General features: G+C 44.0%; 24 protein-coding genes. 13 read left to right on the top strand and 11 right to left on the bottom strand.

Annotated elements, in window-relative coordinates; translation table 11 throughout:
• Positions 1-169 precede the first annotated feature (169 nt).
• A complete protein-coding gene (locus tag JFC07_RS02510; RefSeq protein ID WP_191691413.1) occupies positions 170-706 on the top strand; it encodes a gamma carbonic anhydrase family protein in 537 nt (178 codons plus the stop codon).
• Positions 707-725: 19 nt separating this feature from the next.
• Here the strand turns inward: JFC07_RS02510 and JFC07_RS02505 are convergent, their stop codons facing one another.
• Positions 726-1,172, bottom strand: coding sequence for a hypothetical protein (locus tag JFC07_RS02505; protein ID WP_198328059.1), 447 nt, complete (start codon positions 1,170-1,172; stop codon positions 726-728).
• A 195-nt stretch (positions 1,173-1,367) separates the two neighbouring features.
• On the opposite strand from JFC07_RS02505, the gene JFC07_RS02500 reads away from it, so the two are divergent.
• The 3 genes from JFC07_RS02500 (at position 1,368) to ppnP (ending at position 3,798) form a co-directional block, all read left to right on the top strand.
• The gene (locus tag JFC07_RS02500) at positions 1,368-2,069 is read left to right on the top strand and encodes an HAD family hydrolase (protein WP_198328058.1); all 702 of its coding nucleotides are present in this window, start codon (positions 1,368-1,370) and stop codon (positions 2,067-2,069) included.
• A gap of 116 nt (positions 2,070-2,185) precedes the next feature.
• Positions 2,186-3,281 (top strand): peptide chain release factor 2 gene (gene prfB, locus JFC07_RS02495; protein WP_198328057.1). Its coding sequence is split into 2 segments (ribosomal slippage): positions 2,186-2,257 and positions 2,259-3,281, totalling 1,095 coding nucleotides; the frame shifts between segments, so codons are not numbered across the junction.
• Positions 3,282-3,513: 232 nt separating this feature from the next.
• Positions 3,514-3,798 (top strand): pyrimidine/purine nucleoside phosphorylase, encoded by a 285-nt coding sequence (ppnP, locus tag JFC07_RS02490; protein ID WP_198328056.1) that lies wholly within the window; start codon positions 3,514-3,516, stop codon positions 3,796-3,798.
• Between the two features lie 90 nt (positions 3,799-3,888).
• Here ppnP and JFC07_RS02485 read toward each other — a convergent pair whose 3' ends face one another.
• On the bottom strand, positions 3,889-4,344 hold the full coding sequence (locus tag JFC07_RS02485) for a GNAT family N-acetyltransferase (protein ID WP_265090552.1): 456 nt from the start codon (positions 4,342-4,344) through the stop codon (positions 3,889-3,891).
• A 190-nt stretch (positions 4,345-4,534) separates the two neighbouring features.
• Here JFC07_RS02485 and JFC07_RS02480 point away from each other — a divergent pair, with 190 nt between their 5' ends.
• From JFC07_RS02480 to JFC07_RS02450, 7 genes are all read left to right on the top strand, one after another.
• Positions 4,535-5,668, top strand: coding sequence for a DNA topoisomerase IB (locus JFC07_RS02480; RefSeq protein ID WP_198328054.1), 1,134 nt, complete (start codon positions 4,535-4,537; stop codon positions 5,666-5,668).
• A gap of 210 nt (positions 5,669-5,878) precedes the next feature.
• Positions 5,879-7,603, top strand: a complete 1,725-nt coding sequence (locus JFC07_RS02475; RefSeq protein ID WP_198328053.1) for an AMP-binding protein — start codon at positions 5,879-5,881, stop codon at positions 7,601-7,603.
• A 223-nt stretch (positions 7,604-7,826) separates the two neighbouring features.
• Positions 7,827-8,618, top strand: a complete 792-nt coding sequence (locus tag JFC07_RS02470; protein WP_198328052.1) for an SDR family NAD(P)-dependent oxidoreductase — start codon at positions 7,827-7,829, stop codon at positions 8,616-8,618.
• 131 nt (positions 8,619-8,749) lie between these two features.
• A complete protein-coding gene (locus tag JFC07_RS02465) occupies positions 8,750-9,313 on the top strand; it encodes a L,D-transpeptidase family protein (protein ID WP_198328051.1) in 564 nt (187 codons plus the stop codon).
• Positions 9,314-9,700: 387 nt separating this feature from the next.
• Positions 9,701-12,298, top strand: a complete 2,598-nt coding sequence (clpB, locus tag JFC07_RS02460) for an ATP-dependent chaperone ClpB (RefSeq protein WP_198328050.1) — start codon at positions 9,701-9,703, stop codon at positions 12,296-12,298.
• A gap of 210 nt (positions 12,299-12,508) precedes the next feature.
• On the top strand, positions 12,509-13,759 hold the full coding sequence (locus JFC07_RS02455; RefSeq protein ID WP_198328049.1) for a PQQ-dependent sugar dehydrogenase: 1,251 nt from the start codon (positions 12,509-12,511) through the stop codon (positions 13,757-13,759).
• Between the two features lie 132 nt (positions 13,760-13,891).
• Positions 13,892-15,541, top strand: a complete 1,650-nt coding sequence (locus JFC07_RS02450) for a BCCT family transporter (protein WP_102077144.1) — start codon at positions 13,892-13,894, stop codon at positions 15,539-15,541.
• Between the two features lie 356 nt (positions 15,542-15,897).
• Here JFC07_RS02450 and JFC07_RS02445 read toward each other — a convergent pair whose 3' ends face one another.
• The 9 genes from JFC07_RS02445 to dnaQ all read right to left on the bottom strand — a co-directional run bounded on the left by JFC07_RS02445 (position 15,898) and on the right by dnaQ (position 25,318).
• Entirely contained in the window at positions 15,898-16,227 is a 330-nt protein-coding gene (locus JFC07_RS02445) for a hypothetical protein (RefSeq protein WP_144297078.1), read from the bottom strand.
• Positions 16,228-16,445: 218 nt separating this feature from the next.
• Positions 16,446-16,742, bottom strand: coding sequence for a DUF3144 domain-containing protein (locus JFC07_RS02440; protein ID WP_102077162.1), 297 nt, complete (start codon positions 16,740-16,742; stop codon positions 16,446-16,448).
• Between the two features lie 228 nt (positions 16,743-16,970).
• Positions 16,971-18,137: a methionine adenosyltransferase gene (gene metK, locus JFC07_RS02435; protein WP_198328048.1), complete on the bottom strand. Its 1,167-nt coding sequence runs from the start codon at positions 18,135-18,137 to the stop codon at positions 16,971-16,973.
• A gap of 144 nt (positions 18,138-18,281) precedes the next feature.
• Positions 18,282-18,878 (bottom strand): DJ-1/PfpI family protein, encoded by a 597-nt coding sequence (locus tag JFC07_RS02430; RefSeq protein ID WP_198328047.1) that lies wholly within the window; start codon positions 18,876-18,878, stop codon positions 18,282-18,284.
• A 54-nt stretch (positions 18,879-18,932) separates the two neighbouring features.
• Entirely contained in the window at positions 18,933-19,628 is a 696-nt protein-coding gene (nth, locus tag JFC07_RS02425; RefSeq protein ID WP_198328046.1) for an endonuclease III, read from the bottom strand.
• Between the two features lie 65 nt (positions 19,629-19,693).
• Complete coding sequence (locus tag JFC07_RS02420) at positions 19,694-20,545, bottom strand: RnfABCDGE type electron transport complex subunit B (RefSeq protein ID WP_198328045.1); 852 nt, start codon at positions 20,543-20,545, stop codon at positions 19,694-19,696.
• 121 nt (positions 20,546-20,666) lie between these two features.
• Positions 20,667-21,725 carry an NAD(+) diphosphatase gene (nudC, locus tag JFC07_RS02415; RefSeq protein WP_198328044.1) on the bottom strand — a complete coding sequence of 353 codons (1,059 nt, stop codon included), beginning with the start codon at positions 21,723-21,725 and terminating at the stop codon, positions 20,667-20,669.
• A gap of 125 nt (positions 21,726-21,850) precedes the next feature.
• Positions 21,851-23,533, bottom strand: a complete 1,683-nt coding sequence (locus JFC07_RS02410; RefSeq protein WP_198328043.1) for a hypothetical protein — start codon at positions 23,531-23,533, stop codon at positions 21,851-21,853.
• A 180-nt stretch (positions 23,534-23,713) separates the two neighbouring features.
• The gene (gene dnaQ / locus JFC07_RS02405; protein WP_198328042.1) at positions 23,714-25,318 is read right to left on the bottom strand and encodes a DNA polymerase III subunit epsilon; all 1,605 of its coding nucleotides are present in this window, start codon (positions 25,316-25,318) and stop codon (positions 23,714-23,716) included.
• Positions 25,319-25,664: 346 nt separating this feature from the next.
• On the opposite strand from dnaQ, the gene JFC07_RS02400 reads away from it, so the two are divergent.
• Both JFC07_RS02400 and JFC07_RS02395 read left to right on the top strand, forming a co-directional pair.
• Complete coding sequence (locus tag JFC07_RS02400; RefSeq protein WP_390625393.1) at positions 25,665-26,162, top strand: hypothetical protein; 498 nt, start codon at positions 25,665-25,667, stop codon at positions 26,160-26,162.
• A 102-nt stretch (positions 26,163-26,264) separates the two neighbouring features.
• A complete protein-coding gene (locus JFC07_RS02395) occupies positions 26,265-26,570 on the top strand; it encodes a hypothetical protein (protein ID WP_068408862.1) in 306 nt (101 codons plus the stop codon).
• Positions 26,571-26,604: the final 34 nt, after the last annotated feature.

Here is a 26,604-nt window from a genome sequence, read left to right as displayed (position 1 = left end):
ATGGCATACGGCTTTATTCTAAATTCTAATTGCTCTATTGATTGGCGGCAGCATTATACTATAAAGTTTTTATCTTTCTTTACAACTATCATGCTTTAAGTCACATTTATTTGTGGCACGCTTTTTACCATATATAAACTTGTATAAAAATAACCACTAAGGATGGATGATGATTTATCAATATTTAGACAAAACGCCAGAGTTTGCCGTACCATTTAATGGTTGGGTTGCTGATACCGCACGGGTGATAGGCGATGTGTATTTGGGTCATCAAGCCAACGTCTGGTTTGGCGCGGTGATTCGCGGTGACAACGAGCGCATTCATATCGGTGATTATAGTAATGTGCAAGAAAACAGCGTCATTCATACCGATGCAGGGATTGAGGTTAAAATCGGCGATTACGTCACCATTGGCCATTTAGCGATGCTGCATGGCTGCGAAGTTGGTGATAATAGCTTGATTGGTATTGGCGCGGTGGTATTGAATAATGCCAAAATCGGTAAAAACTGTATCATTGGTGCCAAAGCTTTGGTTACTGAAGGTAAAGAGATACCGGATAATTCGCTGGTGATGGGCGCGCCGGCAAAAGTGGTCAAAACCTTAAGCGATGAGCAAGCGGCAATGTTAAAGCTATCAGCTATGCATTATGCGGAGCGCTGTCAGAAATTTAAAACCGGCCTAACAGAAATAGCGATGCCTGATTGAGGCATCAGAAAGCGGAATTTTATGCCATTAGCATCATGATAAGCCAAATAACGGCAAAAATGATAATACCGATAATCAGTCCGCGGAAGATATCATGGCGTATAGAATGGTCATTAAGGTAATAATTATTACTCGTATCATCGATATTTAAAGCATTGACGCTTTCAGCGCCGGCGCTTTTACCGACAATAAAACCCGTTAACGCCCCCAAAACTAGCATAAACGGCGTGAATAGCCAGAATATCTCGCCATTGCCCATACCGGCGATGGAGCGAATAACAACGATGGCAAGGTCGATAAGTAAGCCGCCAAAACCATATAACAGAGCGTTTAACAGCGCATAAAGTAGACGCTCTAAAGGCGATTGATAGCTTTTGCCTAACTGCCGTCGCCTGATTTCTCTGATGGAGCGGGCAGGACGTCGCGGTCGGTTGGACAAAGCAGTTTTATCATCAGGCGCTTTCATACAGTTCTCTATTGTTATTATCAAGCAGATTAAAGATAAGGTAATGAGATATTAAAGTAAATAAGTTAGCATAATTATGTTTAGTAAACAGTAGACTTATAGCGCATGATGCAACACGTTTTATATCCAATAATTTTCTAACATATTTTATAGTCAAAAAATCATTCCTTTAATTAATAAAAACAAGGCTCCATTATGCAGGCAACACAAGCGGGACAAGCTCCAAAAGAGTTGGCACTTTTTGATTTAGACCATACGTTACTCGATGTCGATAGCGATTACCTATGGGGCGAGTATATCGTCAAGCATAATCTGGTTGACGAAGCTGAATATCGCACCGCCAATCAAAAGTTTTATCAAGATTATATCGAAGGTACGCTCGATGCGACCGAATACAATGAATTTGTCGCGCAATTTTTAAGTAGCTTACCGATGGACAGACTGCATGAGCTACGCGAAGATTATATTAAGACGGAAATCGAGCCGCATATTCGCCCAAAAGCCATGGAGGCGCTCTGTCATCACGTCGAGCAGGGTCACGACGTGGTGATTATTTCTGCCACCAATGATTTTGTAGTGTCGGCGATTGCTAAGCGTTTTGGTATTGAAGAGAGTAATGTACTATCGACGCCACTTGAGATACAAAACGAGCGTTATACCGGTAAATTAACCGATAAGCCCAATTTTAAAGAAGGTAAAATCTACCATCTAGACAAGTGGCTTAATAAAAAGCAATTAGCGGGTATCACTTTTGATAAAACTTATGCCTATTCAGATTCCAAAAATGACATCCCATTACTCGAATGGGCGGATGTGGCTATCTGCGTGTCACCCGATGATGCGCTACATGCGCACGCGCTTGCCCATCGCTGGGCAGTAGAAGATTGGACGATTTAGCTGGTCTATAGCTATTTAATATAAAGGCAGTATTAATTAGCCAACTATTTAGCATCAATCTCATTTAAAATAGCGCCACATCAGTAAGATATTTATTTAAAAAGACAGGAAACTTTATGGAAATCAATCCGTATCAAGAACGTATCAAAGATTTATCTGAGCGTGGGCAGGATTTGCGGAGGTATCTTTGACTTCGACGGTAAGCAAGAACGCTTAGAGGAAGTCAATTTAGAATTGGAAAACCCTGAGCTGTGGAATGATCCAGAGCGCGCGACCAAGATTAATAAAGAAAAAAGTCAGCTTGATGGCGTCATCGATGTTGTGGTTTCGCTTGAAATGACTTTAGCAGATGCCGCTGCCATGCTTGATTTAGCAGTAGAAGCAGAAGACGAATCCTTGCTTGCTGATGTGCAAGCAGAGCTCGACAATGCGGAGAAACGCGTTGCAGATTTAGAGTTCCGCCGGATGTTTAGCGGTGAGATGGATCCGAACAATTGCTACTTGGATATCCAGTCGGGTAGTGGTGGCACCGAAGCGCAAGATTGGGCGGAAATGCTGCTGCGGATGTACACGCGCTGGGCCGAATCTCATGGCTTTAAAGTCGAAGTTATCGAAGTATCGTCAGGTAGTGTCGCTGGCATTAAGTCAGCGACGATTGAGATTAAAGGCGATTATGCCTTTGGTTGGTTACGTACCGAAATTGGCGTGCATCGCTTAGTGCGTAAGTCACCATTTGATAGTAATAATGGTCGTCATACTTCCTTTGCCGCCGTTTTTGTATCGCCTGAAATCGATGACAACGTTGAGATTGATATCAACCCAGCCGATTTGCGTATCGATACTTACCGCTCATCAGGCGCGGGTGGTCAGCACGTGAACACCACCGATTCTGCGGTGCGTATCACTCACGAGCCAAGTGGCGTGGTAGTCACTTGTCAGAACGAGCGTAGCCAACATGGTAACAAAGCGACGGCGATGAAAATGCTCCGTGCCAAGTTATATGAGCTTGAGATGCAAAAGCGCATGGAGAGTCAGCAAGCGGTCGAGGATAATAAATCTGATGTCGGTTGGGGCAGTCAAATCCGCTCTTATGTACTTGACGACTCGCGTATCAAAGACTTGCGTACTGGTGTTGAAACCTTTAATACTGGCGCGGTATTAGATGGCGACCTCGATCAATTCATCGAAGCAAGCTTAAAAGCTGGGCTGTAAATTTAGGCTATACGTACTATCGACTGCTATACATAAAAGGAACAGCAATAGCCTATTATAAAGGCGATTTAATAAAGATAAACGAGCGACTTTGAGAGTTTACGAACAACAGAGCCGAGTATTCGTTATTAAATTGCTATGCTGTTATAGATAGACTATTGCTGCTATTTAATCACCAATCAAACTTTTTAATCACTAATCAAACTTTAAACGAAACGACTTAAGGAAAATTATGCCAAGCGTTAATAACTATTTTGATAATAAAGTAACTTCTATTGCCTTTCAAACGGCAACTCTGCCAGCTACTGTTGGCGTGATGGAAATTGGCGAGTATGAGTTTGGTACCAGCGAATTTGAAACCATGAGCGTAGTCAGTGGGGCATTGACGGTCAAATTGCCAGAAAGTGATGAGTGGCAAACCTTTGATGCGGGCGAGCAATTTACCGTTGAAGCCAATCAGAAGTTTCAAGTAAAAGTAGACGTTGAAAGTGCTTATTTATGTACTTATGGTAAATAATCATTTTTAGTTTAGATTTGTGTCGTAAAAAAACGCCAAGCGTTTAACACTTGGCGTTTTTTTATGGCTGTGTTTTTAGATAAGTTTAAGTCATAAATCTTTGCGATATTGCACCATATCAGTTTTAGTAGCGATTGAATCATAGAGATTGCGCGCCGTCGCATTGTCTTCTTGCGTCGTCCAATAAACACGGTTGCAGTTTTTGTTATTGGCAAATTCATACACCTGTTCGATCAGTGCGCGTCCAACGCCTCGCCCGCGAACCGCCTCACTAACGTATAAATCTTCTAAGTAACAGCATTCTGTGGTATTCCAAGTATTGGGATGTAGTACCACATGCGTGATACCGACTAGCATTTCATCCTGCCAAGCGCCAAAACCATAAATCGGCATATCGTCATCAAGCAGGTTGCGCCATGTCTTTTCTGTGGTACTTGGTGGCAAGCGAGTTTCATAAAAGGTTAAATAACTTTGCCACAATTTTAACCAAGCGTCGTAATCCGCTTTAGACAATGGAGCTATAAATAACGGGACTATTTTTATCAAAGTATTTGTCATTATATTTATTTGACTTAAGTTGTGGGGTTCAGCGAATTATGGCTTAAAATCTCATCGTTTAGAACCTTTCAAAGCGGTGTTTTACACATCGATTACACTTTGCTTGTGGCAAACAAACAGCAAAAATAGCCGCAATTCATTATCCTAAAACGACTATTTGATTAATTGAGTATTTTTTATGGCGAAGCTAGATGACCAAACAACCACGCAAGATGTGCGCCATGATTATGAACATTTGGCGCGCTTGGCCAACTTACGCTACGTCAGCGATGATGAGCCAGGGTTTACGCGTAGGCGTTGGGGCCGCGGCTTTACTTATAAAGACGCCACCGGCAAAACGGTCAAAGATAAAGCGTTGCGTCAGCGTTTTGATGCATTGGTGATACCGCCAATGTGGTCAGAGGTTTGGATATGCCAAGATGATAAAGGGCATCTGCAATCGACAGGCCGCGATGACAAAGCGCGCAAGCAGTACTTGTATCATCCCGAGTGGGATCGCGTGCGTGACCAAGCTAAGTTTAATGCCATGATAGGTTTCGCTGAGGCGTTGCCAAACCTACGTGCGCAAGTAGAAAAAGACTTGGAAGCAGCGCCACTATCACGCGCCAATGTACTTGCTGCCGTGGTTAAATTGCTGGAAACTACCTTAATTCGTATCGGTAATAGCCGCTATGCGAAGATGAATAAAAGCTATGGCTTAAGCACCTTACGTAGCAGGCACGTCAGCGAAACGGATAATGGCTTGGCGTTTGATTTTGTCGGGAAAAGTGCCAAAGAGCATCATATTGAACTGCAAGACGAGCGCTTAATTGAGATTGTACAAGCCTGCTCTGAGCTGCCAGGTTATCAGATTTTTAAATATTTGGATGATAATGGTGATAAGCAAGTCGTCGATAGTAGCGATATCAATGACTATATACGGTCGCATACTGGCGGTCATTATAGTGAGGGCAAGACATACCGCAGCAATGTATATAGCGCCAAGGATTTTCGTACTTGGATGGCAAGCGTCCTTGCGGCCAGTTATTTGTACGATGAGCTGCAGAGCTCGAATGGCAGAGAAATATTAGCCAGTGAGGCTAATAGCAATGAGCGCCAGCAGCTGGTCGTTGATATGGTCAAAGAAGTCGCAGAAGAGCTTGGCAATACGCCTGCTGTTTGCCGAGCGTCTTATATCAATCCGGTTATTATCGAGCGCTTTTTAGCAGGGCAGTTTTTTGAGTGTTATAAACAAGCGCGCCGTGGCCGTACCAAACAATATCAAAGCTGCGAAGAGAAAGCGCTGCTAGGCTTTTTAAATGCTATCCAATAAATTTATTTTTAGCAAAACTCGTATTAATTTCTGAAAAATGATACGTTATGTATTGATATAAATATAAAAATGCGTTACTAATAGAGTATACGCATTTTTATATGCGCAAACCATAAGAGCAAATAGTGACTAGGATAGGACTGTTTGACTTCTAATAAAGTGCTGATATCGTCTATCGTCAGCGACTCTCTATTGCTAAAGGATTAGCTTATGAACACCACCTCTTCCAATCATTCGTCCGCAAACTCTACTAAAGATACTACCCACACACCAACGAGCTACAACGATTACTATCATAATTTTGATATGAATGCGTTATTGGCAGAAATCTATGGCGAGCATTTAGATGACCGTTTAAATGCTTATATGGCTTGCTGTGGTTGTCATGTGCGTGACGGGCGCGGCGATAATCTAGCCTTAGTGCATGAAGATACGGCTGGTAATGTGACGCGCATGACTTTTGCAGAGCTTGATAAAGCAAGTGCGCAAGTGGCCAATTTATTAACATCCTACGGCGTACAAGTTGGCGACCAAGTAGCGACCATGCTCCCGCGTACCCCTGAGCTGCTCACCATTGTACTAGCGACTTGGCGGATTGGCGCAGTCTATCAACCCCTATTTACCGCTTTTGGCTATGATTCGATTAAATACCGCATGGATAAAGCCAATACCAAAGTGGTTTTTACCAATATTGATAACCGCAGTAAATTCGAAGACTTAGCCGAGCAGACCAAAATGGTCATGGTGGGCAGTCAGAATGATGCGCAAGCTGATAGTGAAAGCAAATGGGCTGATGATAATTGTGCTCAGATGATGGCGACCCAGCCGCAAACGCTAGAGGCGGTTTTGCTCAATGAAGATACAGCGTTTTTGCAAATGTTTACCTCGGGTACGGTCGGTAAATCAAAAGGCGTCAGTGTGCCGTTATCAGCGCTATCTGCTTTTTATCTGTATATGCGCTATGCGATTGATTTGCGCGCTGATGATAACTATTGGAATATGGCCGATCCCGGCTGGGCATATGGGCTATATTACGCGATTACGGGGCCTTTATTGATGGGCGTCACGACTTACTTTAACGAGGCGGGCTTTGATGCTGCCAATACCCGCGACTTTATGGTTCGTCATAAGATTACCAATTTGGCCTCTTCGCCAACGGCGTTTCGGATGATGAAATCGAGCGGTGTGTTTGAGAAATCACATGACGATGCTAGCGCCCGTTTATCACTGCGCTGTGCCAACTCAGCAGGCGAAACTTTAAATACCGAAGTGGTTAATTGGGTTGAGACGTATTTGAACTGCCAAGTAAAGGACCAATACGGCCAAACAGAGACGGGTATGACCTGCTGTGCGCACCATGCATTAGCACATGAATGTCCTACTGGTTCGATGGGCATGGCGCTACCGGGTCACACACTCGTCGTATTGGATGATGACATGCAAGTATTGCCTGATGGTGAACAAGGACAGCTTGCCGTAGTGGTTAGCCAATCGCCTGCGTTTTATTTCTGCGGTTATAGCTGGAATGAAAAAGACGCCTTTGTGGATGATTACTATTTGACTGGCGATGTAGTCGAGCGCCATAGTGACGGCAGCTATTGGTTCTCTGGGCGTGATGATGACATTATTATAACGGCAGGTTACCGCGTAGGGCCTACGGATGTGGAAAACACCGTGCTCGAGCATGAGGCAGTGGCAGAATCCGCCGCCGTTGGCGTGCCAGATGAAGTGCGCGGTCATACGATTAAGTCTTATGTGGTGCTAAAAGAAGGCATTAAAGGGACAGATGAGATTGCCAAGGAAATTCAAGATTTGGTTCGCAGACGCCTATCGACGCATGCGTATCCGCGTGAGGTTGAATTTGTCGCGGAATTACCAAAAACGCCAAGCGGTAAAATCCAGCGTTTCTTGCTGCGCAGTTTGTCTGCGGCATAGATTATTGGAGATTTCGATAGCCGTTTAAGACAATAAAGTATAGTCCATTCAAGATAACATCGTTACGCTAATAGTTATGTGCGACTGGTATAAATTTTCCTTGCTTGCTACTACCGCAGAGGCTACGAAAAATTCATCCCAGTCGCACTGTATCTATTTTACAGTGAATTCATTATGGTTAGCTTAAAAAATACCAGTAAAAACCTCGATTAAAGGAATAATTATGCAAATGGAACAACACAGTTTTTTGGTTACCGGCGGTGCGTCAGGTTTAGGTGAGTCAGTGGTTCGCGCTATCGTCGCTCAAGGCGGCAAGGTCGTCATTGCTGATTTGAACGAGTCAACTGGGCAAGCTTTGGTCAATGAGCTAGGTGACAATGTACGCTTTGTACGTTGTGATGTGACCAGTGGCGATGAGGTGCAAGCGGCCGTTGAGTTGGCTGAAAAAGAGTTTGGTGGTCTGCAAGGTTCCATTAACTGTGCAGGTATCGCTGTGGTACAAAAGCTGCTTGATCGTGAAAACAATCCAGCGGATCTTGATGCTTTTAGCCGCGGGGTTAATATTAATCTCGTGGGTTCTTTTAACGTCGCACGTTTGGTGGCGGCCAGTATTGCTAAGCGCGTGGCGAACGGCAATAATACAGAAAGCGACGCAGAGAAGAATGCTGATAATGGTGTCATTATCAATACCGCATCTATCGCGGCTTTTGATGGGCAAGTAGGGCAAGCAAGCTATTCATCATCGAAAGCGGGCGTCGTTGGTTTGACTTTACCGCTAGCGCGTGAGCTGGCACGTCACGGTATTCGCGTCATGACGATTGCTCCTGGTGTTTTTGCCACGCCGATGATGGAGACTATCCCTGAAAAAGCGCGCGAACAGCTAGAAGCAGGCGTGCCTTATCCGAAGCGTTTGGGCAACCCTAGTGAGTTTGCTAAATTGGTCACACATATTATCGATAATGCTTACTTAAATGGTGAAGTGATTCGCCTAGATGGTGCAATTCGTATGGTGTAAGGTGATTTTAGATTTTGATTGCAGCAAATTTAAGTTTAATTTATAACGTTTGCATAAACTTGGCATAGTCTTTTGCTCTCTTATCAAAGATGATTTTATCAATGAACGCTTACCTTTAAGAAGCAAAAGCTATGTCTTTTTTCAATATAAATAGTAAATATTCACCTTGGTTATTTATTGTCATGGGTATTAGCTTCGCTATCATGACTAGCACGAGTGCCGTTGCTGCTGAGGGTGTTTCAAAGAACAAACAAGCCATGCTTAACAATATTGTGGTTGATAAAGTTTTTGTCGATAAATCCGCTCGTACCCTGCAGCTACTAAGTGATGATAAAGTGATTAAGTCTTATCACATTGCGCTCGGTGGTAATCCTATTGGACATAAGCAGCAACAAGGTGACCAGCGCACTCCGATAGGTTCTTATACACTTGATTATAAAAATGAAAAATCTGGATATTACCGCTCTATCCACATAAGTTATCCAAATACTACCGATAAAGCCCGAGCCAAATCGCGAGGTGTCAGTGCTGGCGGTGATATCATGATTCATGGGCAAAAAAACGGTTTTGGTGCATTGGGTCTACTGAACCAGCAACGCGATTGGACGGAAGGCTGTATAGCCGTGACCAATGATGAGATGGATGAAATCATAGCTGCGGTAAATGTTGGTACACCGATCGAAATTGTAGAATAAATAGTTTGTTAATCTCCCGCATTTAACTGTTTTAGTCGTCCGCTAAAATATATTTCTCTGTGTCCGTACAGCCTCAAGACTTCCTAATTTTTCTTTATTAATCTCTCTTGAAATCTCTTATAAATGTGCCTATTAATACTTTAACGTTATATCATTGTTATGAGTAAGGTTTTATTTTTTTTGCAGATTTTATTTTTGCTCATATATGCTGTATAGGTCGATACCAAAAAGTCAATAAATACTATTGACAATAGTTAAAATGACATTGAAATATTACTCAACAAACCTTATATAGATAACAACGAAAAGCTTACGGCATCTTAATACTTATAAAAAGCCGCAGCGACTAGCAGATACAAACGACTATTAATGATTAAAGGACACACTATGAGATTCGAGAAATTTACCCAAAAATTGCAATCAGCGATTCAAGAAGCCCAAAGTTTGGCGCTAGGTCGCGACCACACTGGGATTGACCCTGTGCATTTGCTGGCCGTATTGCTACAAGATGAGTCTAACTTATCTATCTGTCAGCAAGCCGGCGCGTCTATTCCAGCATTAAAAAATGGCGTGGCTAAAGCGCTTGACAATCAGGCGACAATTAGCGAGCCAACTGGTGACGTTAATCTAAACCCAAATTCGGTGAAGATTTTGAACTTGGCCGATCGCCAAGCGCAAAAAGAGGGCGATGATTTTATCGCCACTGAATGGGTGATGTTGGCACTTGCTGAGCAAGGCGACACCAAAAAGATATTTGAAAGTGCTGGGGTGACGGCAAGTAAACTAAAAGCGGTCATTGAGCAACTGCGAGGTGATGAAACGGTGAATAATCAAAACGCCGAAGATCAGCGTGATGCGTTGAATAAATATACCATTAATTTAACTGAGCAGGCGGAGCTTGGTAAGCTCGATCCGGTGATTGGTCGTGACGAAGAGATTCGCCGTACCATTCAGGTGCTATCGCGTCGTACCAAAAACAACCCTGTGCTCATCGGTGAACCAGGTGTTGGTAAAACCGCCATCGTTGAAGGCTTGGCGCAAAAAATTATCAATGGTGATGTGCCAGAAGGACTGCGCCGTAAAGAAGTATTGTCGTTAGACTTAGGGGCGCTTATTGCGGGGGCAAAATTCCGCGGTGAGTTTGAAGAGCGTCTCAAAGCGGTTCTGAGTGATTTGGCGAAGCAAGAAGGTAATGTCATCTTATTTATTGATGAGCTGCACACCATGGTCGGCGCCGGTAAGTCAGAAGGCGCGATGGATGCAGGCAATATGCTAAAACCTGCGCTTGCTCGCGGTGAGCTGCACTGTGTCGGTGCGACGACCTTGGACGAGTATCGTCAATTTATCGAAAAAGATGCCGCCCTTGAGCGCCGTTTCCAAAAAGTATTGGTCGATGAGCCAACGGTTGAAGACACCATTGCGATTTTGCGTGGTCTAAAAGAGCGTTATGAGTTGCATCACGGTGTCGATATCCAAGACAGCGCGATTATTGCGGCAGCGCGCATGAGCCATCGTTATATTACCGATCGCAAATTGCCAGATAAGGCAATTGATTTGATCGATGAAGCGGCAAGTCGCCTACGTATGGAGATGGACAGCAAACCTGAAGCACTCGGAAAGCTAGATAGCCGTTTAATTCAGTTAAAAATGCAGCGTGAAGTACTCAAAAACGAAGAAGACGCGGGCGCGCAAGCAGAGCGTAAAGTACTTGATAGCCAAATTGAAGAGTTAGAAAAAGAATACGCGGATCTTAATGAGATTTGGCAGGCAGAAAAAGCGCTCGTTAAAGGCAGTCAGCAGCTAAAAGACGAGCTGGATAAAGCGCGTATTGCTTATGATAAAGCCAGTCGTGAAGGCGACTACGAGACCATGAGTAAGCTGCAGTATGAAACCATTCCGCAACTTGAGCGCCGTATTCACGAGTCTGATTTGGCAGAGCAAAAAGAGCAAAGCGGTGAAGATAGCGGTGTAAAACTGCTACGTAATAAAGTCACGGATAACGAAATCGCCGAAGTTGTAGCAGCGGCGACTGGTATTCCAGTGAGCAAAATGATGCAAGGCGAGCGTGACAAGATGCTGGCAATGGAAGAAAAGCTCCATGAGCGCGTCATCGGTCAAGATGAAGCTGTCGAAGCTGTCGCCAATGCGGTGCGTCGTAGCCGAGCTGGTTTGTCCGACCCGAATCGTCCTTCAGGTTCGTTCTTGTTCCTTGGGCCAACGGGTGTTGGTAAAACGGAGTTGACCAAATCACTGGCGAACTTCTTGTTTGATAGTGAGGATGCAATTGTTCGTATCGACATGAGTGAGTACATGGAGAAACACAGCGTTAGCCGTTTGGTGGGCGCACCTCCAGGTTATGTCGGTTATGAAGAGGGCGGTACGTTGACCGAAGCGGTACGCCGTAAGCCTTATAGCGTGATATTGTTTGATGAGGTCGAAAAAGCGCATCCTGACGTGTTTAATATCTTGCTACAAGTGCTAGACGATGGTCGCTTGACCGATTCGCAAGGCCGCGTGGTCGACTTTAAAAATACCGTTATTATTATGACCAGTAACTTGGGTTCGCATAAAATCCAAGAAATGGTCGGTGAGAGCTACGAGGATATCAAAGCGGAAGTCATGGAGTCGGTCGGGCAGCATTTCCGCCCAGAATTCGTCAATCGTATTGATGAGATTGTGGTTTTCCATCCGCTTGGCATGTCGCAAATGGCTGGTATTGCTGATATTCAATTGGATCGCTTACGTCAGCGTATTCAAGAGCGTGAGATGGATATCGAGCTGTCGGCAGATGCGATGAATAAACTGGTCGCAGTGGGTTATGATCCTGTGTATGGTGCGCGTCCACTAAAACGTGCTATTCAGCAAGAGATCGAAAACCCATTATCATTGAAACTGTTGGCCGGTGATTTCGTCCCAGGTGATATCATCAAAATCGATGTCGGCGCTGATGATGAGTTGACCTTTGATAAGCTTAGAATGAGCTAAAATAAACGTTCGTTTTAACGTCCATTGGTTAAATATCATTTGCTGAATGGTATAAACCTAAAAACCCTTTACTTCTCTATATCTTATATAGGCAGGTAAGGGGGTTTTTTTGTGCGCCCATATTATTTACCGTTTGCGCGCTTTGATTGTGGTATAAATAATGATAGCTCAATATAAGAATATGAAAAATTTAAGGGAGATGACATCAGGATGATGAACAATAAAAAATCGACAAATACGCCATTACTATTATCATTAGTCATGACATCACTGCTGTTTAGTGCCTCTGCATGCTCCAATCCTGCCGCCGTCAATACCAATAAAGACCTTTCCGAGTATAAAGAAGGACAAGCCTCTGTCAAGGAGTCCCTAGCTAATACTGAAAAACCCACATTTACAACCAAGACGGTTGCTAGCTTTGATGAACCTTGGGCAATGACCGCATTACCTCGCATTCATAATCAGCCACCCAAGCTTCTTGTGACCCAAAAAGCAGGCGAGCTTTTGCTTGTTGATACGGCAACAGGTGTCAAGACAGCGGTGACTGGCATACCAAAAGTAGCGTATGGCGGGCAGGGCGGACTTGGCGATATCATTCTTGCACCAGATTTTTCCACTTCTAATAATGTTTATATCAGCTATGTCGAGGCAGGTGCAGGAAGCGACAGTAATAAATTTGGGGCAAAAGTTATCAAAGCGACGTTAACGGGCTTAGATACTGACGCGCCACGCTTGCAAGCCATAACGCCCATCTGGGAGCAAACCCCGAAACTAAAAGGACAAGGGCATTATAGCCATCGCTTGCTTTTTTCACCTGATGGTAAGTATTTATATATCAGCTCAGGTGAGCGTCAAGAAAAAACACCAGCCCAAGATATGAGGGTGAATCTGGGCAAAATTATCAGATTACATGCCGATGGTTCAGTGCCAGCCGATAATCCATTTGCACAAAATGGTAGCGACATTGCCGCCCAATTTTGGACGATTGGTCATCGTAACGTACTTGGTATGGCATTCGATGATAAAGGTAGGTTGTGGGCGCATGAAATGGGGCCGCGCGGTGGTGACGAATTTAATCTGATAGAAAAAGGCAATAATTACGGCTGGCCCGTGGTCTCGAACGGACGCAATTATTCCGGGACGGATATCCCTGATCATGATACGCGCCCTGATTTCGTCGCGCCAAAGATATCGTGGACGCCTGTAATATCACCGTCGTCGATGAGCATTTATCAGACTGGTAAATATAATGATTTCCCAGCGTGGCAAGGTAATGCCCTTATCAGCGGCTTATCCTCAAAAGCGCTTATCGTGGTTAAGTTTGCTGACAATAACGGCGCTGCCGAACGCTACCGCTATGATATGGGTGAACGAATTCGTAGTGTCTTAACTGTCGATGGGCAAGTGTGGTTATTAGAAGATGGCGATAAAGGTAGGCTGCTGCAATTACTACCTCGATAGCCATTTAAATAACTAATTAGACTGCGAGTCATATTACTAAGAAAAGAGTCTAGTCGCCCTTATCTTGTAGTAAATTGATAATTAGGGCGCAGTTTGTTAAGGTAGCCTTTCTTAAATTTAAGGTTTTAGCCAATGAACGAAGTAAAAGTAAGTAAACTTGGACCCTTTCCAAAGGTAAATAAACCGGTGTTTATTACCTCAAGTGTCTTAATCGTCGGTTTTATTATCTTTGGTTCGTTATTTTCTGAAACGGCAGCAACACTTTTTAGCTTCTTACAGGCGTTTATCGCCGAAAAATTCCGCTGGTTGTTTATCATCTTATTCAATATGGCATTGGTATTCTGTATTTATCTGACTGCCAGTCGCTACGGTGATATACGTCTAGGCAAACAGACGGAGCGACCGCAATATAGCTTATTTTCATGGATTGCAATGTTGTTTTCGGCGGGCATCGGGATTGGACTGGTGTATTGGGGGACGGCTGAGCCTTTATATCATTTTATGGCACCGCCGCTTGGGGAAGCAGAAACCCTTGAGTCGGCAAAACAAGCGATGAATCTGTCATTTTTGCATTGGGGGCTGCATGCATGGGCGATTTATACCATTGTTGCGCTGTCGCTCGCGTATTTCCATTTTCGCCGTGGCCTGCCATTATCGATACGCTCAACCCTTTATCCTATTCTTGGACAAAGGATTTATGGTAAATGGGGGCATACGGTCGATGTCTTAGCCGTGTTTGGGACGATGTTTGGGGTGGTGACCTCTTTAGGTCTTGGCGTTATGCAAATTAACGCGGGCCTTGAGGGATTATTTGGTATTCCCTCTACTTTAACGATACAGTTTATTATCATTGCTTTTGTGACCTCATTAGCTTGTGGTTCACTGATGCTCGGTCTTGATAAAGGCATAAAACGTCTTAGTGATATTAATATGGGGCTGACCGGTATTTTATTGGCGTTTATGGTAATTTTAGGCCCGACGCTATTTATCTTTGACAGTTTTATAGAAAACGTAGGCAACTACTTGGCAAACATCGTCACGTTGTCGACGTGGAGCGAAGCCTATAGTAATACCGATTGGCAAAAAGCTTGGACGATATTTTATTGGGCATGGTGGGTCAGCTGGTCGCCATTTGTCGGTGTCTTTATTGCGCGTATCAGCCGTGGACGTACCATTCGTGAGTTTGTATTTGGCGTGCTGCTGATACCGATGACGATTTTATTTTTTTGGTTTACGACTTTTGGCGGTGTGGCGATACAAATGGAGCTGCTCGCCGGCATGAATCCTGAGGTAGTTAGCCCAGGATTGGTCGCGGCAGTGCAAGCCGATTACGGTAGTGCCATCTTTAAGCTGGTTGAATATTATCCATTGACCAAACCGATTACCTTATTAATTGTGGTGATGATTGTCCTTTGGTTTGTGACCTCATCAGACTCAGCCAGTTTTGTCATCGATATGCTGACGGCGGGCGGTGATACCAATCCACCCAAAATCCAGCGTTTATTTTGGGCGTTGATGCAAGGCTTGATTGCTGCCATATTATTGGCAGCGGGCGGTTTAGATGCCCTGCAAGCGGCGGCTATCGTGGCAGGTCTGCCCTTTGCGTTGGTCATCTTTGTGATGATGTATGCGTTACTGCGCGGTATGAGCCGCGACCGACTTATCTTATATCGCAATCAGCAGCGTTATATTACTGATGAGTCAGCTGACCATAATTCGGCCAGTGAGTTTGTCGATGAGGACTTATTAAAAGGTCCGCCTAAAATTGTTAAAGGTGATTAATTAAGCTGCGTATAGTCGGTGTAAAATCAATAGATACGTGAGTTAGCACGTGCAACTGGTATAAATTTTCCTTGCTTGCCGCTATCACAGAGGCTACGCAAAACTCATCCCAGTCGCACTGATTGATTTAAAGCGAACCTACTGTTAGCGGTTCTAAAAATATCGGCTTTAAAATCGTTTTTATTAAACTAATCATGTAGTTAGCTGCCGTTGGTTTTACTTAAAAACACAATATAATAATTGTCATTTAAAATCTTAAGATGCATCGTTGTCTTAGGATTTTTTATGGACATTTAATCATTTATAGGTTTTAAACTGGTAGTTTTCACAACGACAATTTTACAGCCACACTGTCACTATAAACATTCACCTTTGACATAGCTGACGGCTTCAGGAGTGCTACAAGCTGAGCAAGCATTGCCCGCCGTACGATAGCTTATCACTGAGCCGACTTGCGTTTTTACGCAGACCGGATCGTATTGCGCTGTACACATGGTTTTTGCAGGGTCAAAGGTTGGACACTGTGCTACAAGGCCTTTTGGGGGTTGACTGGTGTTAGAGGCGGGCGGCTGAATGGGCGTGCTATCAGGCATCGGGTTTGAGTTAGAACTAATATTGTTACAACCTGCTAAAGCTAGCATAAAGCTTATGGTGACTGTAAGTTTGAAAGTAGAGAGCGCGCGCATAATAAATATCCTTATATCGTTTTTATCATTTATTCTTGCATTAAACGCCAGTTTCAAACAAAAAGCAAATGTGCTATTCGTTTTTTAATTCGTCGCTGATATTTAATAAGCATATTATTAGAGTAACAAAAAACCCAAGCTACGAAGGCTTGGGCTTTTGATATTAATTCTTATACGTTTCTTGACTGAGCTTTTATAAACTTAGAGCTTTTATAAACTTACTGCGCAGGTTTATCCTCTTTATTAAGCTGCACATATTTATCAAAGTTTTGTGCGTAATCAGTCAAGTTGTCGCTTAACATTTGGCGATATTGTTTGGTATAAAACTCAACGATATCGTCTTTTTCTTTAGCAAAATCATCGCCTTTTACAAAGCCAATCGAGGCAACTGACGCACTATAACGCGCTGCTGCATACAGCAATGACGCGCCAACTTGGCCTGAGTGAGCGTTAGGGCCCAGTTGACTATTGGCGACGCCAATGATTTCGTCAGCACGTTGATAGAACGCTTGCATTTCAGGAGTGATTTCAAGAGCGGTATCAATTTCGTCGTTTTGGCTATTATTTAAAGCGTCATTTAAAGCGTCGTTTAGCGCGTCATTTTGAGCATTGTCTGGCATATTATCTTGAGACATAAGCGACTCCTAAGAATGGTAAGTAAATTTGAATATATCATGGCGGTCTTTAAACTTGATAAGTATAAAGACCGAATACATCTAAAAAATGCAAACAAGTAAACAGTCTTATAAACCTGCATCGGCTTTTAAAATTTCCGCTTTGTCCGTTTTTTCCCACGTAAAGGCAGTTTCAGAGCCTTGACGACCGAAATGTCCAAAGGTTGAAGTTTGCTGATACATCGGCTGCAATAGATTGAGCATACGCGTGATGCCATAAGGACGTAGGTCAAAATGCTTACGAATTAAGCTAATAATTTCATCATTGCTGATTTTATTAGTACCAAAAGTATTAATCGAAATCGAAGTCGGTTCAGCAACGCCAATCGCGTAGCTGACTTGTACTTCACAGCGATCGGCAATACCGGCAGCGACAATATTTTTGGCCACATAACGTACTGCATAGGCAGCGCTGCGATCGACTTTTGAAGGATCTTTGCCACTAAAGGCGCCGCCCCCATGACGCGCCATACCGCCGTAAGTATCGACGATAATTTTACGACCAGTCAAACCAGCATCGCCGACAGGACCACCGATGACAAATTTGCCAGTTGGGTTGATATGATAGCGCGTACCAGCGTGCAATAAGTCTGCTGGCAGTACTTGTTTGATAATCGATTCCATGACCGCTTCTTGCAAATCTGTTTGTGAGATGCTTGGATCATGCTGTGTTGATAACACCACCGCATCAATGGCAATCGGTTTATTACCGTCGTATTTGAGGGTCACTTGTGCTTTGGCATCGGGACGTAACCAAGGCAGCTCACCGCCGCGGCGCAGCTCAGATTGACGCTCCATCAAGCGATGGGCATATTCGATAGGCGCTGGCATCAATACTTCGGTCTCATTGCTGGCATAACCAAACATTAAGCCTTGGTCGCCGGCACCTTGTTCTTCAGGATCGCTACGATCGACACCTTGAGCAATTTCAGGAGATTGCTTACCCAGCATATTAATAACGGCACAGGTCTCGCCATCAAAGCCCAAGTCTGAGTGATGGTAACCGATGCCATTTACCGTATCACGGACGATACGTTCAACGTCGATATTGGCAGTCGTGGTGACTTCGCCTGCCAGTATGACAGCACCTGTCTTAACCAGCGTTTCGCACGCCACACGGGCATGTAAATCTTGGCGTAAAATGGCATCAAGGATAGCATCTGAGATTTGGTCAGCCATTTTATCTGGATGGCCTTCGCTCACAGACTCTGAGGTAAATAAGTTGTATTCGCGCATAGTGGGATCGCTTAATTGCAGGGACTGTAATATATAAAATCAGTCATTATTAAATGTTAACGGAAAATAGAAGGTAAAAGTGAATCAAAAAATTATGGTATTTTAACGTGAATCGAGCTAAAACTCTAGTGTCAGCCATGACGCCTAACTATTGTAGAAATCATCGAGGCGGCTATCTTCTTGCCAACGGTATTCTGTATAGACAGCAACTTCTTTTGCGTTATCGCGACCTTGTCTGTCAGCAATAAAGCCGAGCGCCATATCCATGCCAGCTGTGACGCCTGAAGAAGTGTAAAACTTGCCATCTACGACCCAGCGCGCCTGCTTTATCCAATCCACCTGATCTGATTGTTCGGTCACCCATTGCCAAGCACGCTTGTTCGACGTCGCTCGTTTATGGTCCAAAACACCTGCCTTCGCCAATAGAGCGCTACCTGTACAGACGCTAAGTACCCAGTCGGCATTGTCAGCGAGCATGGTCAAGGTCTGCAAAAAATGACTATCATTAATCAGTGGACGTGTACCTTTACCGCCGACGACCAATAGTATATTCGTTTGATGAGCTAACTCTGCTACTGCGACAGTTTGCAAGGCAACACCATGATGGTTATGAATGATACCACCTTTCATTGACGCAAACTGAATGTGAAACTCGTTAGGTAAACTACCAAATAGCTCAATAGGTCCAAATAAGTCTAAAGTTTCAAAGTCGTCAAATACGAGTGCGGTCAAGGTTTGCATCCTGCTTCCTTAAGTTAAAGCTGAAGTACTTAGAAAGAAAATCTTTAAAAGTCTTTAAAGCTCTAAAAACTTGGCTTTGTCTTTAAACATACATTCTTCATAAACAGGACACGCGCCGCATTTTGGCGTGCGAGCTTGACAAGTATAGCGCCCATGCAAAATCAAATAATGATGCGCATCTACGATAAAGTCATCGGGAATACGTTCGAGCAGTTTTTTCTCAACGATTAACACGTTTTTACCCGTAGCAAGGCCAGTACGATTGCCGACGCGAAAGATATGGGTATCGACCGCCATCGTCGGCTGTCCAAAAGCGGTATTTAACACCACGTTTGCCGTCTTACGCCCAACGCCTGCTAGAGACTCTAAATCTTTACGGTTATCAGGAACGGTGCTATCAAAATTCTCAATCAAGTCACGGCAAGTTTTGATGACGTTTTTGGCTTTGGCGTTATATAAACCGATATTCTTAATATACGCTTTTAGTCCTTCTTCGCCTAATGCCAAAATGGACTCGGGCGTATTGGCAACCGGATAAAGCTTATTGGTGGCGATATTGACGCTGACATCGGTCGCCTGCGCCGATAATATGACGGCGATAAGCAGCTCAAAGTTGCTGTTATAATTGAGCTCAGTCACTGGCTCATCAATCGTCGCAGCCAGTTTCTCAAAAAACGGCCGTACATCACGATTGGGCATGCGCCTCGATGGCGGCGTATCGGCAGTTTTATGTTTAACGGTTTTACTCATGGTATTGTTAGCACTGTTTTATTCATTATTTTATTCATTGGTTATTCAAAAGAGAGTATCAGCCATTAAAGTTGGGTAAGCTCAGCTTGTAATGCTTCAAGCTCCGTCTGTTTGCTAGCGTTTGGACGCACGCTCAGCTGCTTTTCTAACTTCTTGATTTTACTGCGTAGTTTAGCTGCGGCAATGGTATTTTTTGCTTGTTCTTCGCTGATATTTAACGATTGACTGGCGGCATTATTTAGCTTGGCTTCTACCATGCTGACCACCGGCTTGCTATTGCTGCTATCCGCTAGCTGCTTACTAACGCGTCTTAAATGCGTATGATAACGTTGGCGCAAATCCTCTTGTTCAAGCGTGCGCTCAGTTGTCGATTGGGTACGCTCAACGGTGACTAAGTCTATGCAATCAACTGGGCAGGGCGCAATACATAGCTCACAGCCCGTGCATAAGTCCGTAAAAATAGTATGCATATGCTTGCCAGTCCCGACGATGGCGTCAACAGGGCATGCGGGGATACACTTGGTACAGCCGATACAATCATCTTCTCGAATCACCGCGCGCACTTCTACTGGACGCTGCGAGCTGGAATCTATCGGCCATTTTGACGGCTCAGCGTTAAGTGGTTGTGTATCGCTGCTATCTTGATTGATGATTTGCGCAATCGCATCAGTCACCGGCTGACCGCCGGGCACACATTTATTATAAGGCTCATTGTCGATAACAATCGCCACCGCATACGGCAAGCAGCCATCGGCATGGTCACAAAGCCCGCATTGGGTTTGCGGCAAGCAGGCGTCAATACGCGCAATCTTTGCTTGGGTTGCGGCTGGTAAGCGCTCTAGGTCCAAGCTATCGAACAAGATAGGTAGATTGGTAAGACGGATAAGATTGCTGTTGTTACTGGTAGTGCTTTGCATTTAATGTAAAACCTTTATATTAGTACTAAGTGCTAATATGAACAAATAGGGTAATAGCGTTATTTATCAAGAGTATTGATATTTAATAAAAGACATCTTGGTCTTATAAATTAAATATCGATTAGAGCGAGATGCCTTGTTCATGAGCAATTTGTGCAATCAGTGCATAGGCAATACTACCTTTAAACGGTATTTTTGGTAAATTTGTCAGGTCAAAAAAATCGGCGTGTGACAGCTCGTTTTCTTGTATGACGATATCTCCACCCGCATACGCCGCCCGAAAGCCGAGCATCAAATTGGACGGAAATGGCCAAGGTTGACTGCTGACATAGCGAATGTCTTTGAGACTAATATTTACCTCTTCTGCCACTTCGCGTACCACCGCATGCTCTAAACTTTCACCGACCTCTACGAAACCGGCAATCAAACCATATTGTAGCGCTTGTTGAGGAGTTTTTTGTTGCCCATAACGATGATGGTGCGCCAATAAAATTTGCATGGCACCCGTTTGCGGATTGGGTCGGGTAATAGCGGTGATGATACACGGCTGCACGCGTGGATATTGGCGTAAGCGGCAAACAGGACAGACCATCGCGCGCTCACCGTGGTTGGTATGGACAACAGGAGCTGCGCAGCGACTACAAAACTGCGTGTCTGCTTGCCAGCGTAACAACTGTATGGCTTGGCTAAGTTGGTCAGATAAGGCAAATGGCAGCTGTGTAATAAGCAGGCGATACGCAATAAAAGCACACTCGTCATTACCTAAAGTATTTTTTTCTTTATTATTGCTTGTTAAACCGCGACTTTCTAACTCAGCATTTTCTAAAATTTTAGGCAACGTAACATGATTTGCTATCGCATAATCATAAGTCATTGCTAAGGTAGCTTTTGACGTAAAAGCATTAGTAGTAAATGTATTAGCAGTTTCGCTTTCAAAAGCAGTCAAGCTGTTTTTGTTTTGACGGCTATCATCATTAGGTAGCCAATGAGTCGGCGCTAGGCTTTCAAATAGTGTCACTCGGCCAACTTGATAGGCTCGCTGCGTGCTATGAGTGTCATGAGTGTTTAACGCTGGGTTATCGATATCAGACTGTGGTAACTCAACCTGCATAGGCCACCAGCCATGAGGCGTTTGACGACATAAAATCGTCTCGTCACGAAGTATAAAGGCGTGGCTCATAGGTTCAGTTTCCAAACAATCAAAGACAGACTCTTATCCGTTTGGGTAGGAGTCTGTTTAAAATAAGCAGTTAGATGATAACTAAATAAGTAAGCTATCTAATCTACTTATTTAGTACGCTAAAATTATGCCGCAAGCAGTTGGCTTAAGCTTTGTTGCCCAACATCTAACGCTTGCTTACTGACTGGGCGATTGTTTTCAAAGCCATCTAAATGATGGTCAACGGCCATAATGACATCAGCAATATAAGCCAAAGTACCATCATCTAAGCGGGCGCCGTTGCCGATACGCTGCTGCAAATAACTTGCCAATTGGCTAAGCATACTGGCGGGCGTTGGCAGCTGTAAAAAGCGCACTGCACCTGACACTTGGCGCAGCATTTCAGGAATATTTTGAATATTTAATACATCGCGCTCAGGCTCAGCCAAATAATCGGTGATGGCTTGTTCGGCGCTGGCAATCGCCGTACGACTTTCTTGTATCAGGGTATCATAGGCAGTATTCAGCTGATGCAATGATATATGCGGATTATTCAAAGGTAAATAGATTGCCCCAGGGGTATGCATCTCTGCCATGGCGATAGTGGCGTTTTCTGCGTGCATCAAAGCGAGTAATAAATGGTCAAAATCTTCTGGCGTAGGCGCGCGCCATTTTTTCACCGCTTCTGCGGCAGCATTGAGACTGTTTGCAGCATTTGCCAGACCCAATAACTGAAAAGCTGAACGCAGCTCAGTCAGTTGCTCGGTGATTTGCGAGGTTTGCATATCAACAGGGTTGATAGAATCACCGCGTGCGTAGCTATCGACATTTTCTTTGATGGTGTTGATTTGCGCTTGAATAATGGTGTTTAAGGTATCGGTTAAAGCACGATTGGGTCCAAATAGGAACTGCGCCATTTGTTTGCGCTGTGAGTCTTCCAATTGATTGGCGGCATATAGTTCACGCAGCGTTTGTGCCTCTTTGGTATCGCGCTGGCAAGCAAAGCTGACCAAGTGCGCAAAGCGCGTGTCCATTACTGGCAGATAGCTTTGAAACTGCTGCTCTAAATAAATGAGCGTGTGTTTTTGGCTTAAGCTTAGCGGCAAAATGCTGGCAATATCCGTAACGGCAGCGGTGGCTGCTTGCCAAAACAGGCTGTTGGTATTTGCTGCTATCAAGGCGCACGCTGCCGACATCGCATCGAGCTTTTGCTGCTCATCCTCACTTACCTTACCGTCTTGATTTAATAAGGCAACGCCAAGTCCACTACGATAAGCATAAGTTAATAATTCGCTATCAAGATTGAGCTCGTTAAGCGGTTGAAAGTTGTTTTCAGGATTAGCGATAATGACGCTGCTATGACCAAACGCGGCAAAATAATCGACATCGATCGGTGCTGCTTGCCCATGAGCGTTGAGTCTATTGATGATAGGCAGGAGTAAAGTCGGCTCTACCGATTCGGTCAGCAAAATAAACTCAATATAACGATCAAGCGTCATAATGGCTTCTGATAAATCCATAATCAAAGCATTATCATTATTATCACGGCTGTCATAAAGTTTTTGCAAGCCATTGACGATGGCGTTATTGAGCACTTCTGCCCCGACCGAAGATATCAGCTGAAAAATACAAGACAGCTGTTTTAGGACAATAATAGAGTCTAACAATAAAGGCGCTTGGCTATCATCATCATTAAATTCGCCCAAATGAATTTCAGTATCTTTTAAAATAACCTTAATTTCATCGTGCAATAAATGCAGCGATGGTAGGTTAAAATCAGTCACACTCAAGGTCGGGGCGGTTAATTTCATTTGTGTAGAAGGATTCATAGTTGTTTTTTTCCATGACGTACTGATGAAAATAGCAAAGGTTTAGATGAGCATTTGAAAATGTCTATAAATAAGGTTTTAACGCTTATCGGCATAACAATCAAGATTTACTTACTTAACGGTCAGTATAAGGCGTTATGTTCATATAAAAAACCGTTTTAATGACTTATGCTTCACGGGTTACATTTTATCTTTAAGCGCAGGATAATCGTCCGCAAGCGACGCATACCAGCCTTGATTGGCGCTCTCATTACTGCTTGACTCGAGCAATAAAGCCGCCAAATCGGCAAAGTTTGCATGGGCAGTATGTCCGCCATCGGCTTGGGTATCTTCCTCAATCGCCAGCGTGACTTGCCCACCGGTCATCGCCAGATAAACTTCCGCCAAAATCTCCGAGTCAAGTAATGCGCCGTGGAAAGTACGGTCTTGTTTACCGACATCTAAGCGACGAACCAGAGCATCTAGGGTATTTTTTTGCCCCGGATATTGCTGTTTTGCCATCATCAAAGAGTCGGTCACTCGTACGCGCTCGGCAAAGTCGTGCATGCCAACTTTGGCAAACTCCATATTTAAGAAGTTCATATCAAAGGTAGCGTTATGAGCGATGATTTCGGCACCGTCCATAAAGTCATAAAGCGCTTGAGCCACTTGATCAAAGGTCGGTTTATCGGTTAAAAACGCTTCAGAGATTCCGTGAATACGAATCACCTCCTCATCCATTCCGCGCTTCGGATTGATGTAGACGTGCAGTTTCTCGCCGGTAAATTTACGCCCGACTAACTCTACGATACCGACCTCAATAATGCGGTCGCCCTTCATAGGGTCAAGACCGGTGGTCTCCGTATCCATAATGAGCTGGCGGTCAGATTCATGGCGGTGGATAGGTTTGGGTAGCAGGGGTATAAAATGCGGATTGGCTCGGCTAGTGTCACCATCGAATGTCGGTGTGTCCGTGTCTATGCGAGCTTCCGTTTTAGTTTCTACTTCAGTATCCATATTCGTATCTATATCTGACATAACAGTATTTCTCATGGGTTCATTAGCATTATAGGGACTGTGATTCTCTTCTACTAACATATCTGTGTTTGCCATTGGATTTGATATTGTATTTACCATATCGTCAGTAAGATTTTGACCATCTAATAGCGACTCATCAAGCTCATCATCCATCATATCAAAGCCTAATGGGTCAAATTTTAACCAATCATTGCTCGGACTCTGCTTGTTATCAGTCATCAGTCGGTCTTTTTTTTTAGCAGAATCTTGCAAGCTAGCGGTTTTCAAATCTTCACTGCTAGACGTCACGCCCAAGTTTGCTAGCTCGTCAGCTTTTTCATTGCCCGCGTGTCCGGCGTGACCTTTCACCCAGTGCCAAGCGACATCGCGCTGCTGGCAAAGCGCATCTAATTGCTGCCAAAGGTCTTGATTGGCCACCGGTTTTTTGCTGGCCGTTTTCCAGCCGCGTTTTTTCCAGCCTTCAATCCATTCGGTGATACCCTTTTTCACATAGCTTGAGTCTGTCCAAATCTCAAGGATTTGCTCACGCGGACTATGGGTCAATGCTTGTATCGCACCCATCAGCTCCATGCGATTATTGGTGGTTACTTGTTCACCGCCATACAAATCCTGCGTCTGCCCATCGCTAAATATTAAGTGCGCGCCCCAGCCGCCAGCACCTGGATTGCCTTTACAAGCGCCGTCGGTATAGGCAACCGTCGTATTTGCTTTGGCAGCAAGCGGATTGCTCGTATTAAATGAACGCGCTGAAGTAGAGTTTTCTGACATAAAAAAGTATGAGCCTAATAAGTAATAAACATCGAGCAAAGAGGGTTTCTAGCGTTATTTTTGCACAGGCTAGCACCATCTATTTTAGGGTTGAGTATAGCAAATCTTGCTTGTTTATGGTCGCTTATCTATCAGTGACTGCTAGGAATAAAAACCATAAAAGGGCAAAAGCACATATCATAGCGGTAACGCTGCCGTTTTCTGTTAAAATAGCTGTGATTGTGCGGACATGCCTTAGCACAATAAGCACAATATAAGCTTTTATGTACCAATGCAGGATAAATCCATGATGTCCGTAAGCTCGAATGTTTTGAATAAAAAATTAATGCCTTTAATGGTCGCTCTAATGGCAAGTAGCGCGCTGTTTTTGAGTGCCTGTAATGACAGTAATACGCCAGCTGATGCCAAAAAAGCTGAGGCGCCAGCGGATTTATCCATATTTGCAGGCTGCTACACAGTCAGTCGTGATGAGCCGGCGCAAATAAAAGTTAGCCAACAGGGCGGCGGTTGGGTCATGCAAATGAAAGAGCCTGCTAGCGCTAAGCGCGTTTGGGATGACGCTGAACCGTTAGAGGTGCTTGCAAAAAGTGATATCCCGACGTATTTTTCTATCGACCCTGATAATGTCGATGCGGTGATTGGTCGTCCAGATAGAGTGCTGGTGTTGGCGCATGTGAAGCCTGTTTATGCCAATATCGATCCGCTACTAGATAGTGAGTACTTGTCTTACATTTATCGCGGTGCCAATACCATTTATCGCGTCGAATGTGATGACGTTAATACCGATATTTTAGCCAATCCTCACGCCAATATTGTGATTGATAACGTCAATGACAGTATTTGAAATGACAATGCTTTAAACGACAAAGCTTGAAATGACAGTATTTAAAAAGTCCTTATAAATCAGTATTTATGATAAACAACCCTCTAATCAGAGTCGGGCAATATGAATTTTTTTAGTTATGTGGTGTTGGGTGGATTTTGTTACGCGGCCGGTTGGGCAGTAAGAACCTATATTCTCGATAAACAACCAAAACCTGAGCAGCCTTATCATCTCAAACATCCAACTATCTTAAGATACCTCGGCGCATTTTTCATAATTATGTTGATTGTGTCGTGGCTCATCGGCCGCTATTTACTCGGCCATGTGGCCATTGATTTGCCATTTATTATCATTAATAGCCTTATAGGAACCTTTGTATATTCGTTTGGTCTAAATCCAGAAAAGCCAAGCTATGATGTGCCTGATTAATAAAAAATTAAAAGGCTAAGTGCTTAAATACATT

The sequence above is a fragment of the Psychrobacter faecalis genome (assembly GCF_016107575.1).
GTDB lineage: Bacteria > Pseudomonadota > Gammaproteobacteria > Pseudomonadales > Moraxellaceae > Psychrobacter > Psychrobacter faecalis.
The sequence above is the reverse complement of the archived record's forward strand: the minus strand, read 5'-3'. Positions and strand labels throughout refer to the sequence as shown.

Bases quoted from the DNA above. Each gene is read 5' to 3' on its own strand.
- JFC07_RS02510 (WP_191691413.1), top strand. From the start codon at position 170: ATGATTTATCAATATTTAGACAAAACGCCAGAGTTTGCCGTACCATTT.
- JFC07_RS02505 (WP_198328059.1), bottom strand. From the start codon at position 1,172: ATGAAAGCGCCTGATGATAAAACTGCTTTGTCCAACCGACCGCGACGT.
- JFC07_RS02500 (WP_198328058.1), top strand. From the start codon at position 1,368: ATGCAGGCAACACAAGCGGGACAAGCTCCAAAAGAGTTGGCACTTTTT.
- ppnP (WP_198328056.1), top strand. From the start codon at position 3,514: ATGCCAAGCGTTAATAACTATTTTGATAATAAAGTAACTTCTATTGCC.
- JFC07_RS02480 (WP_198328054.1), top strand. From the start codon at position 4,535: ATGGCGAAGCTAGATGACCAAACAACCACGCAAGATGTGCGCCATGAT.
- JFC07_RS02475 (WP_198328053.1), top strand. From the start codon at position 5,879: ATGAACACCACCTCTTCCAATCATTCGTCCGCAAACTCTACTAAAGAT.
- JFC07_RS02470 (WP_198328052.1), top strand. From the start codon at position 7,827: ATGCAAATGGAACAACACAGTTTTTTGGTTACCGGCGGTGCGTCAGGT.
- JFC07_RS02465 (WP_198328051.1), top strand. From the start codon at position 8,750: ATGTCTTTTTTCAATATAAATAGTAAATATTCACCTTGGTTATTTATT.
- clpB (WP_198328050.1), top strand. From the start codon at position 9,701: ATGAGATTCGAGAAATTTACCCAAAAATTGCAATCAGCGATTCAAGAA.
- JFC07_RS02455 (WP_198328049.1), top strand. From the start codon at position 12,509: ATGATGAACAATAAAAAATCGACAAATACGCCATTACTATTATCATTA.
- JFC07_RS02450 (WP_102077144.1), top strand. From the start codon at position 13,892: ATGAACGAAGTAAAAGTAAGTAAACTTGGACCCTTTCCAAAGGTAAAT.
- JFC07_RS02445 (WP_144297078.1), bottom strand. From the start codon at position 16,227: ATGCGCGCGCTCTCTACTTTCAAACTTACAGTCACCATAAGCTTTATG.
- JFC07_RS02440 (WP_102077162.1), bottom strand. From the start codon at position 16,742: ATGCAAGCGTTCTATCAACGTGCTGACGAAATCATTGGCGTCGCCAAT.
- metK (WP_198328048.1), bottom strand. From the start codon at position 18,137: ATGCGCGAATACAACTTATTTACCTCAGAGTCTGTGAGCGAAGGCCAT.
- JFC07_RS02430 (WP_198328047.1), bottom strand. From the start codon at position 18,878: ATGCAAACCTTGACCGCACTCGTATTTGACGACTTTGAAACTTTAGAC.
- nth (WP_198328046.1), bottom strand. From the start codon at position 19,628: ATGAGTAAAACCGTTAAACATAAAACTGCCGATACGCCGCCATCGAGG.
- JFC07_RS02420 (WP_198328045.1), bottom strand. From the start codon at position 20,545: ATGCAAAGCACTACCAGTAACAACAGCAATCTTATCCGTCTTACCAAT.
- nudC (WP_198328044.1), bottom strand. From the start codon at position 21,725: ATGAGCCACGCCTTTATACTTCGTGACGAGACGATTTTATGTCGTCAA.
- JFC07_RS02410 (WP_198328043.1), bottom strand. From the start codon at position 23,533: ATGAATCCTTCTACACAAATGAAATTAACCGCCCCGACCTTGAGTGTG.
- dnaQ (WP_198328042.1), bottom strand. From the start codon at position 25,318: ATGTCAGAAAACTCTACTTCAGCGCGTTCATTTAATACGAGCAATCCG.
- JFC07_RS02400 (WP_390625393.1), top strand. From the start codon at position 25,665: ATGGCAAGTAGCGCGCTGTTTTTGAGTGCCTGTAATGACAGTAATACG.
- JFC07_RS02395 (WP_068408862.1), top strand. From the start codon at position 26,265: ATGAATTTTTTTAGTTATGTGGTGTTGGGTGGATTTTGTTACGCGGCC.